The 13,295-nt window shown below is 69.5% G+C and carries 14 protein-coding genes; 5 read left to right on the plus strand and 9 right to left on the minus strand.

Going from position 1 to position 13,295, the window contains the following annotated elements:
- Positions 1 to 17 precede the first annotated feature (17 nt).
- Together ACXVUM_RS04680 and dacB are read right to left on the minus strand one after the other, a co-directional pair.
- The gene (locus ACXVUM_RS04680) at positions 18 to 1,085 is read right to left on the minus strand and encodes a zinc-dependent metalloprotease (RefSeq protein ID WP_458520679.1); all 1,068 of its coding nucleotides are present in this window, start codon (positions 1,083 to 1,085) and stop codon (positions 18 to 20) included.
- Positions 1,070 to 2,452: a D-alanyl-D-alanine carboxypeptidase/D-alanyl-D-alanine endopeptidase gene (gene dacB, locus ACXVUM_RS04685; RefSeq protein ID WP_458520680.1), complete on the minus strand. Its 1,383-nt coding sequence runs from the start codon at positions 2,450 to 2,452 to the stop codon at positions 1,070 to 1,072. Before dacB ends, ACXVUM_RS04680 begins: the two co-directional genes overlap by 16 nt.
- A 116-nt stretch (positions 2,453 to 2,568) precedes the next feature.
- Here dacB and ACXVUM_RS04690 point away from each other — a divergent pair, with 116 nt between their 5' ends.
- Complete coding sequence (locus tag ACXVUM_RS04690; protein ID WP_458522780.1) at positions 2,569 to 3,081, plus strand: inorganic diphosphatase; 513 nt, start codon at positions 2,569 to 2,571, stop codon at positions 3,079 to 3,081.
- A 66-nt stretch (positions 3,082 to 3,147) separates the two neighbouring features.
- On the opposite strand, the gene ACXVUM_RS04695 is transcribed toward ACXVUM_RS04690, so the two are convergent.
- Positions 3,148 to 5,100: an MDR family MFS transporter gene (locus tag ACXVUM_RS04695; RefSeq protein ID WP_458520681.1), complete on the minus strand. Its 1,953-nt coding sequence runs from the start codon at positions 5,098 to 5,100 to the stop codon at positions 3,148 to 3,150.
- Positions 5,097 to 5,690 (minus strand): MarR family winged helix-turn-helix transcriptional regulator, encoded by a 594-nt coding sequence (locus tag ACXVUM_RS04700; RefSeq protein WP_458520682.1) that lies wholly within the window; start codon positions 5,688 to 5,690, stop codon positions 5,097 to 5,099. The genes ACXVUM_RS04695 and ACXVUM_RS04700 overlap by 4 nt, the downstream gene beginning before the upstream one ends.
- Positions 5,691 to 5,705: 15 nt before the next feature.
- On the opposite strand from ACXVUM_RS04700, the gene ACXVUM_RS04705 reads away from it, so the two are divergent.
- Complete coding sequence (locus ACXVUM_RS04705; protein ID WP_458520683.1) at positions 5,706 to 5,858, plus strand: hypothetical protein; 153 nt, start codon at positions 5,706 to 5,708, stop codon at positions 5,856 to 5,858.
- Between the two features lie 53 nt (positions 5,859 to 5,911).
- Entirely contained in the window at positions 5,912 to 7,051 is a 1,140-nt protein-coding gene (locus ACXVUM_RS04710; protein ID WP_458520684.1) for an isochorismate synthase, read from the plus strand.
- On the opposite strand, the gene ACXVUM_RS04715 is transcribed toward ACXVUM_RS04710, so the two are convergent.
- From ACXVUM_RS04715 to ACXVUM_RS04730, 4 genes are read right to left on the minus strand one after another with little or no spacing between them, the layout of a single operon-like run.
- Positions 7,022 to 7,642, minus strand: coding sequence for a DedA family protein (locus tag ACXVUM_RS04715; RefSeq protein WP_458520685.1), 621 nt, complete (start codon positions 7,640 to 7,642; stop codon positions 7,022 to 7,024). The genes ACXVUM_RS04710 and ACXVUM_RS04715 overlap by 30 nt on opposite strands.
- 39 nt (positions 7,643 to 7,681) lie before the next feature.
- A complete protein-coding gene (locus tag ACXVUM_RS04720; RefSeq protein WP_458520686.1) occupies positions 7,682 to 8,887 on the minus strand; it encodes an O-succinylhomoserine sulfhydrylase in 1,206 nt (401 codons plus the stop codon).
- Positions 8,884 to 9,297 (minus strand): rhodanese-like domain-containing protein, encoded by a 414-nt coding sequence (locus tag ACXVUM_RS04725; RefSeq protein WP_458520687.1) that lies wholly within the window; start codon positions 9,295 to 9,297, stop codon positions 8,884 to 8,886. The genes ACXVUM_RS04720 and ACXVUM_RS04725 overlap by 4 nt, the downstream gene beginning before the upstream one ends.
- Before the next feature lie 46 nt (positions 9,298 to 9,343).
- Positions 9,344 to 9,835 carry an Rv0361 family membrane protein gene (locus ACXVUM_RS04730; RefSeq protein WP_458520688.1) on the minus strand — a complete coding sequence of 164 codons (492 nt, stop codon included), beginning with the start codon at positions 9,833 to 9,835 and terminating at the stop codon, positions 9,344 to 9,346.
- 139 nt (positions 9,836 to 9,974) lie between these two features.
- Between ACXVUM_RS04730 and ACXVUM_RS04735 the strand changes: the two genes are divergently transcribed.
- Positions 9,975 to 10,976, plus strand: a complete 1,002-nt coding sequence (locus ACXVUM_RS04735; protein ID WP_458520689.1) for an ABC transporter substrate-binding protein — start codon at positions 9,975 to 9,977, stop codon at positions 10,974 to 10,976.
- Positions 10,977 to 11,085: 109 nt separating this feature from the next.
- Positions 11,086 to 12,471 carry an FAD-dependent oxidoreductase gene (locus ACXVUM_RS04740; RefSeq protein WP_458520690.1) on the plus strand — a complete coding sequence of 462 codons (1,386 nt, stop codon included), beginning with the start codon at positions 11,086 to 11,088 and terminating at the stop codon, positions 12,469 to 12,471.
- A gap of 167 nt (positions 12,472 to 12,638) precedes the next feature.
- On the opposite strand, the gene ACXVUM_RS04745 is transcribed toward ACXVUM_RS04740, so the two are convergent.
- Positions 12,639 to 13,043, minus strand: a complete 405-nt coding sequence (locus ACXVUM_RS04745; protein ID WP_458520691.1) for a hypothetical protein — start codon at positions 13,041 to 13,043, stop codon at positions 12,639 to 12,641.
- Positions 13,044 to 13,295 lie beyond the last annotated feature (252 nt).

The raw sequence follows: 13,295 nt of genomic DNA on the forward strand, positions 1-13,295 counted from the left end.
CAGCGGACCCGTCGACCTCAGAGGACCCGGTCGACCCACAGACGGGGGGTGTCGATCTCCTCGGGGCGCGGCAGCGTGTCCGGACCGGACCAGATCGCGTTGAACCGCGTCATCCCGACCGTGCCGACGACCTCGTCGACGAACGCCTTGCCCCGGATGTACTGCGCCAGCTTCGCGTCCATGCCGATCAACGCCCGCAGGACCCGCTGCATGGGGTTCTGTCTGCGCCGGCGCCGGGCGTCGAAGGCGGTGCGGATCCGGTCGACGGTCGGTACGTGGGCGGGGCCGACGGCATCCATGACGTGATCGGCGTGACCCTCCAGCAGGGTGCCCAGCATCATCAGGCGGCTGAACGCCTCGTACTGCTCGGGCGTCTGCAGCAGCTGCATGGCACCGAGGACACCCTTCTCGCGCGGCGTGTCCGAGCGGATGATGCCGACGACCCGCGCCGCGAGTTCGGCACCGGTCTCGTCGTTCTCGCTGCTGATGGTGGCGATGTTGGTGAGCATGTGATCCCGCAGCCACGGCGTCGCGGAGAACTGGACCCGGTGGGTCACCTCGTGCAGGCAGACCCAGTAGCGGAAATCGGAGGGGACCACCTTCAGGGACCGTTCGACGGCGATGATGTTGGGCGTCACCAGCATCAGCACCCCGTCCGCACCGGTCGCGGGGTCGGGTGAGAACGGGTCGTACTGACCGAGAATCGCTCCCGACAGCAGCGCAAGCAGCCCGCCGGCCTGCAGTCCCCCGACACGGCCGGCGACACCCGGGGACGCCGACGTCCCGCCGCCCAGCATCGCCGACATCGACCGCGCGGCGGCGTCGATCCACTCGGGCCGGTCGAGCACCGACGCGGCGGGGACGGGCAGCCCGTCGGCGAGGCCGGTGGTCTCGCGGACCGGCCCCTCGGCGCGCGCGGCCAGCACGGAGAGTTCCTCGCGGGCCGCAGTGCGGGTGTAGTCGGTGGTGGCCGGACCGGGCCGGGTCAGTCGTCTGCCGACGCCGGCCGCCAGCGACCAGTCGATGCGGGCGCCGGGCAGGTCGCGGTCGCCTGCCGGGCCGTCGGCACTCACTGACACCCGCATTCCCGTAGACGCACGGCGATGGCGTCCAGGGCCGGGCGCGCGTCGGCGGGGTTCGTCCCGTTCGACAGCAGCGCGAAGGTCAACACCCGGTTCTGCCGGGTCTGCACGATTCCTGCGAGTCCGCTCACCCCGTCCAGGGTGCCTGTCTTCGCCTTCACCCACCCGGCCGCGTTCGCGACGCCCGACACCGAGGAGAAACGATCGCTCAGCGTCCCGGTCGCCCCGGCGATGGGGAGCATGTCCAACAGCGGCCGCAGCTTCGGGTTCTGGGTGCCCGCGGCGGTCCGCAGCACGGTGTCCAGCACCCCGGCCGGGATCCGGTCCTCCGTCGAGAGCCCGTTCGTGTCGCGCAGGGTGACCCGGGACATGTCGAACCCGGCCTCGCCGAGCACCGAGGTCACCGCGGATGTCGCGCCCTGAAGACTCGCGGGCAGGCCGCGGGCGCGGGCGACCTCGATCGCGAGGGTCTCGGCCATCACGTCGTCGGAGTCGACGAGCATGTCGCGCAGCCGAGTCCGCAGCGGGGCGGAGGTCACGGATGCGAGCACACGCGCATTCTGCGGCGCCGTTCCCGTCGACACTGCGTCCGACCCGAGCCCGAGGTCGCGGGCGAGGTCGGTGGCGGCGGCGACGGCGGGCGTCGAGCTGCGCGGCGAGTAGAGCTGCGTCGGGTCGACGCGACCGGAGTCGGTCATGAGCGCCTGGATCGGCGCGATGCTCCCACCGGCGATGTCGGCCCGCTCCCAGGTGGAGGCGAAGTCCGGGCCGGTGAACAGGCTGCCGTCGACGGCGATCGACGACACGGGTACCCCCGACCGGCGGATCTGGGCGGCGAGGTCGGCGACGCGGGGTGCGTCGGTGAAGAAGGTGGGTGTGCCGTCCGGCTGCACCGACAGCGTCGGGTCACCGGCTCCGACGACGACGATCCGACCGTTGCCCGCGTCGACCACCTTCGTGGTGAGGGTGGCGTCGAGCGGAAGTGTGAGCAGGACGGCCGCCGCGGTCAGGATCTTGGTGGTCGACGCCGGCGTCAGCGGCACGCCCGGGTTCTCCGACCACAGCGTCTGGCCGGTCAGTGCGTCGGACACCTCGCCCGTCAGCGTGCCCAGACGGGGATCGCGGCTGAGCGAGGCCAACGCCGTCGTGACGCCCCCCGCGGTCGGTTCCGGGGCCGTCGAGGCCACCGGTGTGATCGCCGGGGCGAGCGAGGCCGCAGCCGGACGGGCGGGCGCGTTCGCCGCGGCGTCGGACGTGTCGGAGTCGACGGTCACGGCGACGACGGCGACCACCGCGGCGACGACGAGGAGCACGAGTACCGGGATGACGGTCCACCACACGCTCGCGCGTCGGCCTGCCCGTGCGTTCACTCAGCTCCTCCGCCCACCGTGGTCCTGGCGCCCAACAGTATCCTCGACCCGATCGCGGCTCGGCCGACGCAACGGCCTGCCCGCACGAACCGTCACAGAGAGTGAGGATGCGAGTCGTGGAGTTCGACGTCACCATCGAGATCCCCAAGGGCCGGCGCAACAAGTACGAGGTCGACCACGAGACGGGCAAGGTCCACCTCGACCGCTATCTGTACACCTCGATGGGCTACCCCGCCGACTACGGCTACATCGACAACACCCTCGGCGAGGACGGCGACCCGCTCGACGCCATGGTCCTGCTCCCGGAGTCGGTCTACCCCGGTGTCATCGTCTCCGCCCGGATCGTCGCGATGTACACGATGACCGACGAGGCCGGCGGCGACGACAAGCTGCTGTGCGTCCCTGCGGGCGACGTCCGCTGGGACCACATCCAGGATGTCGGCGACGTGGACAAGTTCGAGCTCGACGCGATCTCCCACTTCTTCGAGCACTACAAGGATCTCGAGCCCGGCAAGGAGGTCCAGCCCGGCGGCTGGGTCGGCCGTGAGGCCGCCGAGAAGGTCGCACAGGAGGCCATCGAGCGCCTCGCCCGGCACCCGCACGAGGCGAACGACCCCTCCCGCGGCTGACGCCGACACCCACGGACCAGACCGGCCCCGAGCGGATTCCGCTCGGGGCCGGTCTGTGTCGGTGGGTCAGGCCTCGTGACGACCCGGGTGCGGCGAGTCGCCCTCGGGCGCGGCCTCGTGACGACCGCCGTGGTCGTCGGCGACGACGGGACCGCCCTCCTCGGCGACGGCCGTGTGCCGACCGTGCACGGTCGGGTCGTCCGGTCCGCCCGTCGTCGTGCCGTCGTCCGCGGCACCGACGACTCGCGCTTGCGTGCCGTCGCGACCGGCGTCCGACCCCGGCGCGGCATCGGGGTCGGGACCGGTCCCCATCGCGTCCTCGGCCGCTGCCTGCGTGCCCGAGGTCTTGCGGAGCGGCAGCTCCTTCCAGGTGAACACGCCGATCAGAGCGATCAGCGACACGATCGAGACGGTGAGGAACACCGCGTCCATCGACTCCGAGAAGCCCTGCTTGATCGGTGCGGCCACCGCCTCGGGGAGCTTCTGGATGACCGAGGTGTCGTTCATGACAGAACTGGTGGCGCCGCCCCCACCCTGCTGCGCGGCCTCGATGAGGCCCTTGCCGAAGCCGGCAACGGTCGGGTCGCTGGACGAGGCGGCCTCACGGACGCCCTCCTGGAACGACTGTGTCGGCGCGACCTTCTCGAACTCGTCGGCGATGTTCGGCCCCATGAGGGAGAACAACACCGAGAAGAACACCGCGACACCCAGGGTGCCGCCGATCTGACGGAAGAAGGTGGCCGAGCTCGTCGAGATGCCCATGTCCCGAGCGGGGAGGACGTTCTGCATGGCCAGGGTCAGCGGCTGCATCAGGTTGCCCAGGCCGAACCCGAGTCCGAACGTCATCAGCATCACCACGTACAGCGACGTCGCCGGGGAGACGAAGTGCAGCACGAACGTCATCGCGCTGACCAGCACGACGCCGATCATGGTGAAGATCTTGTAGCGCCCTGTCCGCGCGATCAGCTGGCCGGACATGATCGACCCACTCATCAGACCGAGCACCATCGGCAGCAACTGCAGGCCGGCCACCGTGGGGCTGGAGCCGCGCAGCACCTGGTAGTACTGCGGCAGGATCGTGATCGCGCCGAACATCACCATGCCGATCACGACCGAGATGACGATGCCTTGGGCGAAGACCCGGTTCTTGAACACGCGCAGCGGGATGATCGCGGCTTCGCCCATCGCCTTCTCGACCCAGATGAACGCCGCGACGCCGACGACACCGATCACGTAGCAGAGCACGGACCGGACCGACCCCCACCCCCAGTCGCGACCCTGCTCGGCCACCACGAGCACGGGCACCACGCCGATGGCGAGCGTGAGCACACCCCACCAGTCGATGCGACGACGAACCGCCTGGATGCGGTCGTAGTTGAGGACCCGGAACACCACGACCAGCGCGACGAGACCGATCGGGACGTTGACGAGGAAGACCCAGCGCCAGCCACTGATGAACAGGATGGTGTCCTGGCCGGCGAACAGGCCGCCGAGCACCGGGCCCAGCACGCTCGACGTACCGAACACCGCGAGGAAGTAGCCCTGGTATTTCGCGCGCTCCCGCGGCGCGACGATGTCACCGATGATGGTGAGCGCCAGGGAGAAGAGACCACCGGCACCGATGCCCTGCAGCGCCCGCAACCCGGCGAGCTCGTACATCGAGGTCGCCGTCGAGCACAGCAGCGACCCGACCACGAAGATCGAGATCGCGGCCATGAAGAACGGCTTGCGGCCGTACATGTCGGACAACTTGCCGTAGATCGGCGTCGCCAGCGTCGAGGTGATCAGGTACGCGGTGGTCACCCACGCCTGTTCGGAGTAGCCGTTGAGGTCGTCGGCGATGGTGCGGATCGACGTCGAGACGATCGTCTGGTCGAGCGCCGCCAGGAACATGCCGATCATGAGCCCGCCGAGGATCGTCAGGATCTGGCGGTGGGTCAGGGAGACCGACGGGCCCGACGGCGGCGCGCTCGGCGTCGCCGCGCCTGTCGAATCCGGTACTGCTGTACTGCTGCTCATCGGGATGCCTTTTCGCGTCGTGGGGCGGTGACCTGTGGTGCTGCGACGTCGCCGCCGTCGTTCTGTGGGGAGCCAACCACGGCGGGGTCGTCGTCGATTCCCGCGCCGCCTGCACCCGTCTGTTCGGATGCCGTGGCGTCGTGCACTCGGGAGGCGAGATCCTCCGCGGCCTCCACGACGCGACCCATCAGTCGTGCGAGCTCGGCGATCTCCTCGGTGCTGAAGTCGTCGAGCATCGCGTCGACGGCCTTCATCCGGTGTTCGCGGACGGCCGTGACCTGCGCCCGCCCGGAGTCGGTGAGGACGAGGATCGTCGCCCGACCGTCACGGGGATCGGCCTCACGCCGTACGTAGCCGAGTCCGACGAGTGAGGCGATGTGCCTGCTGACCGTCGACGGGTCGGCGAACAGGTGCTCGGCCAGTTCGCCCGAGCGCATCGGCTTCTCGTTCAGGGTGAACAGGCACGAGAACGCCGCCGTCTCGACGATGCCCTCGGGGGTCTTGAACTTGGTGACGGCGAGCCGCTCGCGGATGCGGCCGTAGCGGGACAGCACCGCGAGGAGATCGTCGACGTGGTGAAGCCTCGTCACTGATTCTTTCCTCGAATGAGTTTCATCGTGCAACTGCTTGAACGTCGCAAGTATGCCCGGTCGCCGGAGACCGGTGCAAACAGCCGTCTGAGCAGCGACGACGACGCAGTCGAGATGGTCGCCGAAGGCGCCGGCGCCGTCGCGCACCCACCGGAGCGCCGGCTGTGATGTCGAGAAGGCGCGGGCCGCAGAGACAACCACAGCGCGGGTAGCGTGAATGGGTGTTGTTCCACCTGTCCCGGCCGTCGCGGACGGTCCGGGCGACCCGCGCGGCCCGGTCGTTCTCACGCGCGGCCGACGCGGTGGACGCGGTCGGGTCCGGCCCGTCACGACCGCCGATCGTCGGGGCGCTGTCCTTCGATGCCGATGCCCCCGACGCCCTGTACGAACCGGTCGACCTGACCGTCACCACGGCTCCCGGCCCACCGACGCAGCCGTTGCCGGGGATGCGGGTGGTGCGGTCGGTGCCGTCACCCGCCGAGCACCGCGCGCGCATCGCCGCCGTCATCGATCGGATCGCCGCCGACGATGCACGAAAGGTGGTGCTGGCACGGGCGATCGAGCTCGTCGCCGACCAGCCTCTCGATCTCGAGGACGTCCTCGCCGCGTTCGTCGGTGGCAGCCCCGAGGGCAACGGCTTCGCCGTCGACCTCTCCGCGGCGGGCGGCGTCCACGACGGCGCCGCACTCGTCGGATCGAGCCCGGAGTCGTTGGTGCGCAGGGACGGGTCGCGGGTGTACTGCCACCCGTACGCCGGCTCGGCGCCCCGATCGCCCGACCCCGAGGTCGATCGCGGCAACGCCGATGCGCTCCTCGCGTCCGGCAAGGACCACCGCGAGCACCGATTCGTCGTGGAACACATCGCCGCCGCACTCGAACCGGTGACCCGCGACCTGCGGGTACCCGACGAACCGGTGGTGATCGGCACCGGCGAGATGTGGCACCTCGCGTCACCGATCGAGGGCACCCTCGTCGACAACAGCCTCACCGCACTGCATCTCGCGATGCTGCTGCACCCGACACCCGCGATCTGCGGGACCCCCACGGACGCGGCCCGGGCGATCATCCGCGAGGTCGAGGAGCCACGCGGGTTCTACGCGGGGGCACTCGGTTGGTGCGACGCCGCCGGAGACGGCGAATGGATGGTCAGCATCCGATGCGCCGAACTCGCCCCCGATCGCCGCGCGTTGCGGGCATGGTCCGGCGGCGGCATCGTCGCCGACTCCGACCCCGACGCCGAACTCGACGAGACGACAGCGAAGTTCGCGACGGTACTGCGGGCACTCGGGGCGTCGGAGCTGCTCGAGGCCGAGGACCGGACCCGGTCGACGTCAGGTGGGGTCGGCCCGACGGCGTCGTGAACGCCACCACGAGAACGCGAAGTACGCGACGGCGCAGACTCCCACGATGACGCCCCCGTACAGCAGCAGCCGCGCGCCGACGGCCGCGCCGACGAGGTAGCCGATCATCCCGACCGCGGTCACCCAGAGGACACCCCCGACGATGTTGGCGGTCAGGTACTTCTGCACCGGCATGCGCGACATCCCGGCGACGAACGGGGTGAGTGTGCGGACGTAGCCGATCCACCGTGCCCCGACCACCGTGGGGACACCGTTGGTCTGGATGGCATGGGACACCCTGTCCCATCGTTCCTCACCGATCCGGCGACCGAGGCGGGATCGCATCATCCGCGGCCCCGACCACCGCCCCAGCGAGAAGCCCGTCGCATCACCCGCGACGGCGGCCACACAGGCACCCGCGATCAGCCAGCCCACGGAGGTCTCGCCGATCGCAGCGGCCACTCCCCCTGCGAGCAGCGCGGTCTCACCGGGGAGGATCAACCCGAGCAGCGCGGCGGACTCGCAGTAGACCAGCGCCCACACCACGAGATAGACCACCCATGGAGGTGTGGTCTGGATGACATCGACCAACCAGTCGATCACCGACTGCACGCGGCACCACCTGTCGATCGCATGCGGTGCGCGCCGGGCCTACAGGGCCTGGTCGAGATCGGTGAGCAGGTCGTCGATCGACTCGAGGCCGACGGACAGCCGGACGACGCTGTCCGAGAGGCCGATCGCGGCGCGCCCGTCGGGACCCATCGCGCGGTGCGTGGTGGTCGCCGGGTGCGTGATGAGCGACTTCGAGTCGCCGAGGTTGTTGGAGATGTCGATGACCCGCAACGCGTCGAGGACCTCGAAGGCGCGCTCCTTGCCGGTGATCCCGTCGCGGTCGGTGAGTTCGAACGTCACGACGGTGCCACCGCCGGACATCTGCGACGTCGCGAGCTCGTACTGCGGATGCGACTGCAGGAACGGGTACTTCACCCACTTGACGCGCGAGTCGTCCTCGAGGAACTGCGCGACCCGCAGGGCCGCCGCCACCGAGGCATCGACGCGCAGCCGCAGGGTCTCGAGACCCTTGAGCAGGGTCCACGCCGAGAACGGGCTCATCGCGGGGCCGGTGTGACGCATCAGCTTCTGCACCGGCTCGTCGATGTACTCCTTCGACCCGAGGACCGCGCCGCCCATGACGCGGCCCTGACCGTCGATGTGCTTGGTGCCGGAGTAGACGACGACGTCGGCACCGAGGTCCAGGCTGCGCTGCAGGAGCGGTGTGGCGAAGACGTTGTCCAGCACCACTTTTGCACTGGCCGCGTGGGCGAGCTCAGAGACCGCGCGAACGTCGACCAGCGACTGCATCGGGTTCGACGGGGTCTCGAAGAACACCGCGGTGGTCGGCACCGAGAGCGCCTGCTCCCACTGTTCGAGGTCCTCACCGTCGACGAAGACGGTCTCGACACCCCACCGCGGCAGGATCTCGTTGCACACGACGAAGCACGACCCGAAGAGACTGCGGGAGGCGACGAGTCGATCGCCGGCGCCGAGAAGCGCACCGAGCGCGACGAACACCGCGGCCATACCGCTGGCGGTGGCGAAGCACGCCTCGGAGCCCTCCAGCAGACGCAGCCGCTCCTGGAACATGGCGACCGTCGGATTGCCGTAGCGGGAGTAGACGAATCGCTCGTCCTCCCCGGTGAAGGCGCGCTCCGCGGCGGCGGCACTGTCGTAGACGTAGCCGGAGTTGAGGAACATCGCCTCCGACGTCTCGTCGAAACCCGACCGCATCAACCCACCGCGCACGCCGACGGTGTCGGGGGCGACACCGTCGGGGAGTTCGCGCCAGGTGGGGATCACGACTGGCGCCAGGGCAGGCCCTGGGCCTTCCACCCGACGGCCCCGCGGTGCCCGTCGGCGTCGAGGCCGCCCTCGAACCCCTCGGCGATGTTGTACGCCTTCTGCACGCCGACCGCCGTGGCCGTCTCCGCCGCACCGATCGAGCGCTGGCCCGAGCGGCACAGGAAGAGCACCGTCTGGTCGTCGGAGACGCCGGCCTCGCGGAGCTGGTCGGCGAAGCGTGTGTTGCGGGCGCCGTCGGGGAAGCTCACCCATTCGAGGAGGAGGGCGCGCTTGCCGATCGACGACAGGTCCGGGACACCGACGTAGTTCCACTCGGCCTGGGTGCGCACGTCGACGAGGACGGCGTCGGGGTCCTCGGTGAGGATGTCCCATGCCTGCTGAACGGACAGATCACCTGCGTAGGTCACGTTTTCCAGAATCCCACATCGCGCCCGGGGTGACCGCGGTGGGCGGTCAGGGTGCGCTGAGGCCGCAGACCTTCCACGTGTCGGCGTCCTTGACCAACGGAACCGACTGCGTCGTCAGAGCGGGATTCTTCTCGTATCGCCAGGTCATCGACGCCGTGGCCGACGTGCCGCTGACCGCGATGTCCGCGATGGTGGTGACGATCACCTTCCCGTGGGCGTCCCGGGACGCCTGGGCCGCGGACCGGAACGCGGTGGCGGTCGGAAACGACCCCCCGTCGACGACGCGACTGCACGTCGCATCGCGGAACGCGGTGTAGTTGACGGCGTTCTTCGCGGTGTAGAAGTCGTTGACGGCGGCCTGCACGGCTGCGTTGTCCGGGAGTCGATCCTCGGCCGGACGCAGCAGCTGTGAGGCGACGACGCCGCCGATCACCAGCACCACGATCACGACCGCGACCACGAAGGGCCACGCCGCCCGGAGCCCGGGGTCGTCGGGGTCGGGTGCGGGCTGCGCCGTCGTGTCGTTGCTGGTCGCCATGGCCGTGATTGTAGGTGGGCCGCGATCGGCCGCCGACGGACCGGATTTGCCGCGCTCGCGGTACTGATGTCATCCTCGACGACTAAGCGGAGCCTAACCTTGCCTGCATCCGCCCGATCGCACTCACGGAGGTTCTCGCATGCACCGTCGCCTGGGCGTGGCCGTCGCCGCAGCCGTTCTCGTCGTCGGCGTCGGGGCGTGCTCGGCACCCGACGAGTCGTCGACGGCCGGGGCGAGTTCGGTCGCGGCCGAGCCCGGCGCGTTCCCGGTCACCGTCGACCACGAGTACGGCTCGACGACGATCGACTCGACACCCGCACGCATCGCGACACTGGGCCCCGGTGACAGCGACATCCTGCTGAAGCTGGGCATCGTCCCGACGACGATGGCGCCGTTCTACGACCCCACCAACAGCTCGGTGGTCACCCCGTGGAACTCGGACCTCCTCCGGGGTGCCAGGCCCACGGTGCTCACGAACGCCACGTCGGATCTCGCGGGCGAAGTGACCAAGGTGCTCGCCTCCGACCCGCAGCTGATCGTCGCGGTGAACAACGCGGTGACGCGCCCGGTCTACGACAACCTCGCCAAGGTCGCCGGGACGATCGTGCGCGGGAAGCAGTACGAGAACTGGCAGGTCCCGTGGCAGGCGGCCACCACCGAGATCGGTACGGCCGTGGGCAAGCCGGCCGAGACCGCCCGCATCATCGCCGACACCGAGAAACAGTTCACCGACGCCAAGGCTGCGAACCCGCAGCTCGTGGGCCGCAGCAGCGCGGTGGTCATCGGCTCCGACGCCGGCGGCGTGTACATCTACGGCCCCGGTGACGGACGCGGGCAGATGCTCACCAACCTCGGCATGACGTTCCCGTCGTCACTGCAGTCGGCGATCACCGACGGGTTCTACGGATCGATCTCCGACGAGAACCTGACCATGCTGAACAGCCTGGACAAGCTCGTCGTCGTCGACTACGCCGGCGCCACCGACAAGCTGAAGGCCAACCCCGCGTTCGCGAACCTCGACATCGTCAAGCGCGGCGACGTCGTCTACGTCGACCAGGGTCTCGGCAGTGCGATGTCGGTGCCGACCGTGCTCACCATCCCGTACGTCCTGCAGCGCCTCGTGCCGCAGCTCGCCCGCTGACCTCGGGTTACCCACACACGCGATTGGCCCTCCAGCACGGGCGACGCCTACCGTGGTAGGTCGATCACCAGGACCGCACTGTCGTCCGCGAGAAGAAGGTGTACGAGCCATGAGTACGCAGGACCGCCCGCTACGGGTCGCCATCGTGGGTGCCGGGCCCGCCGGGATCTACGCCGCCGACGCGCTGATGAAGTCCGACACCGCCTCCGAGCGCGGCGTGAGCATCGACCTCTACGAGCGGATGCCCGCCCCGTTCGGCCTGATCCGCTACGGCGTCGCGCCGGACCACCCGCGCATCAAGGGCATCATCACCGCACTGCACAAGGTGCTCGACAAGCCGCAGGTCCGCCTCCTCGGCAACGTCGACTACGGCACCGACATCGGTCTCGACGACCTGCGCAGCCTCTACGACGCGGTCGTGTTCTCCACCGGTGCCACCGACGACCGGTTGATGGACCTGCCCGGCATCGACCTCGACGGCTCCTACGGCGCCGCGCAGTTCGTCGCCTGGTACGACGGTCACCCCGACTTCTCCCGCACCTGGCCGCTGGAGGCGGAGAAGGTCGCCGTCATCGGCGTCGGCAACGTCGCGCTCGACGTCGCCCGCGTGCTGGCGAAGACCGGTGACGAGCTGCTCCCGACGGAGATCCCGCCGAACGTGTACGAGGGCCTGAAGGCGAACAAGGCCGTCGAGGTGCACGTGTTCGGTCGACGTGGGCCCGCGCAGGCCAAGTTCACCCCGCTCGAGCTCAAGGAGCTCGACCACTCGCCGACCATCGAGGTCATCGTCGACCCCGAGGACATCGACTACGACGAGGGTTCCGCCGTCGCCCGTCGCGGGTCGAAGATCACCGACCAGGTCGCGACCATCATCGAGAACTACGCGATCCGTGAGCCCGGCGACCGTCCGCACAAGCTGTTCCTGCACTTCTTCGAGTCGCCGGTGGAGGTCCTCGGCTCCGACGGCAAGGTCGTCGGACTACGGACCGAGCGCACCCAACTCGACGGGACCGGCAACGTGAAGCCGACCGGGAAGATGACCGACTGGGAGGTCGGGGCGGTCTACCGTGCCGTCGGATACCTGTCGGACAACCTGCCCGCCATCCCGTTCGACGACCAGGCCGGTGTCATCCCGAACGAGGCCGGGCGCATCTTCGACCAGGGCGAGCACCTCACCGGCCTGTACACCACCGGGTGGGTCAAGCGCGGGCCGATCGGGCTCATCGGGCACACCAAGGGCGACGCGAACGAGACCGTCGACTGCATCCTCACCGACATGAAGGACGGGCTCCTCAACGAGCCCACGTCGCCCGGCGAGGACGACGCGGTCGCGCTGCTGGAGAGCCGCGGGATCCCGTTCACCACCTGGGACGGCTGGTACCGCCTCGACGAGCACGAGCGGAAGCTCGGTGAGGCGCAGGGCCGTGAGCGCGTGAAGGTCGTCGAGCGCGAGGACATGCTCGCCGCCGCCGAGCCGGACAAGGTCCAGCGCTGACCTGACGCTCCGCTTGCAGGGGTGACGCTCCGCTTCCAGGGTTCCCGCTCCGCTTGCAGGGTTCTCGCTCCGCTTCCAGGGTTCCCGCTCCGCTTACCCGAGGACGCTCCGCCTGCAGGCGGAGCGTCCTCGTGTAGGTGGAGCGTCTGTCGACGTCACCGAGTGCGTCAGGGCGTGCCGAAGGTGTAGTAGAAGCCGTAGTTGTCGAGCAGGTCCTCGCGGTTGTCGGAGATCACGTAGCCCGAGATCGACGACGCGAAGCAACCCGGCTGCTCGGTCCGGATCTGCAGCGTGGCCCCCGGGGCGAGGTTCGGCGAGAACCGCGACTGCCCGTTGATCTCCTGCAGTGTCACGTTTCGCATCGTGATGCCGCCGGTGTTCGTCGCGGTCATCTGACGCACCAGCTTCGGCACGAAGAACGTCCGGTCACAGAACACGACGCCGGTGAGTCGCAGGTTCGGCGGGGCGACGGCATTGGCCGGTGCGGCGGCGACGAAACCGGTGGTGGCGACGGCGGCGGCCGCGAGGGTGCCGGCGGCGGCGCGGCGGAGTACCTGTGCACGATTCGACATCTCGAACTCACTTCCTCGTGATGGATGCGGTGTGGGATCAATCACCGCACTGTCCACTTCATCGCATTTGCGGGACGTTCGTTACCGGATGTCATCGAATCGTGAAGTAAGGGTATCCTTTCCTACCAATGACCTCGCCCGCCCTCTCACCGCCTCGGACCGACCGGCCACCTGGCACGACGTCCGCCCCACGGGGACGACGGCGACGTCTCCTCGGCCTCGTCGGCGGGGTCGGACTGCTCGCCGTCGCGG

The sequence above is a fragment of the Williamsia sp. SKLECPSW1 genome (genome assembly GCF_054332755.1).

Coding starts and splice junctions, on each gene's coding strand:
- ACXVUM_RS04680 (WP_458520679.1), bottom strand. CDS start 1,085: ATGCGGGTGTCAGTGAGTGCCGACGGCCCGGCAGGCGACCGCGACCTG.
- ACXVUM_RS04695 (WP_458520681.1), bottom strand. CDS start 5,100: ATGAGCAGCAGTACAGCAGTACCGGATTCGACAGGCGCGGCGACGCCG.
- ACXVUM_RS04705 (WP_458520683.1), top strand. CDS start 5,706: ATGAGTTTCATCGTGCAACTGCTTGAACGTCGCAAGTATGCCCGGTCG.
- ACXVUM_RS04730 (WP_458520688.1), bottom strand. CDS start 9,835: ATGGCGACCAGCAACGACACGACGGCGCAGCCCGCACCCGACCCCGAC.
- ACXVUM_RS04735 (WP_458520689.1), top strand. CDS start 9,975: ATGCACCGTCGCCTGGGCGTGGCCGTCGCCGCAGCCGTTCTCGTCGTC.
- ACXVUM_RS04740 (WP_458520690.1), top strand. CDS start 11,086: ATGAGTACGCAGGACCGCCCGCTACGGGTCGCCATCGTGGGTGCCGGG.
- ACXVUM_RS04745 (WP_458520691.1), bottom strand. CDS start 13,043: ATGTCGAATCGTGCACAGGTACTCCGCCGCGCCGCCGCCGGCACCCTC.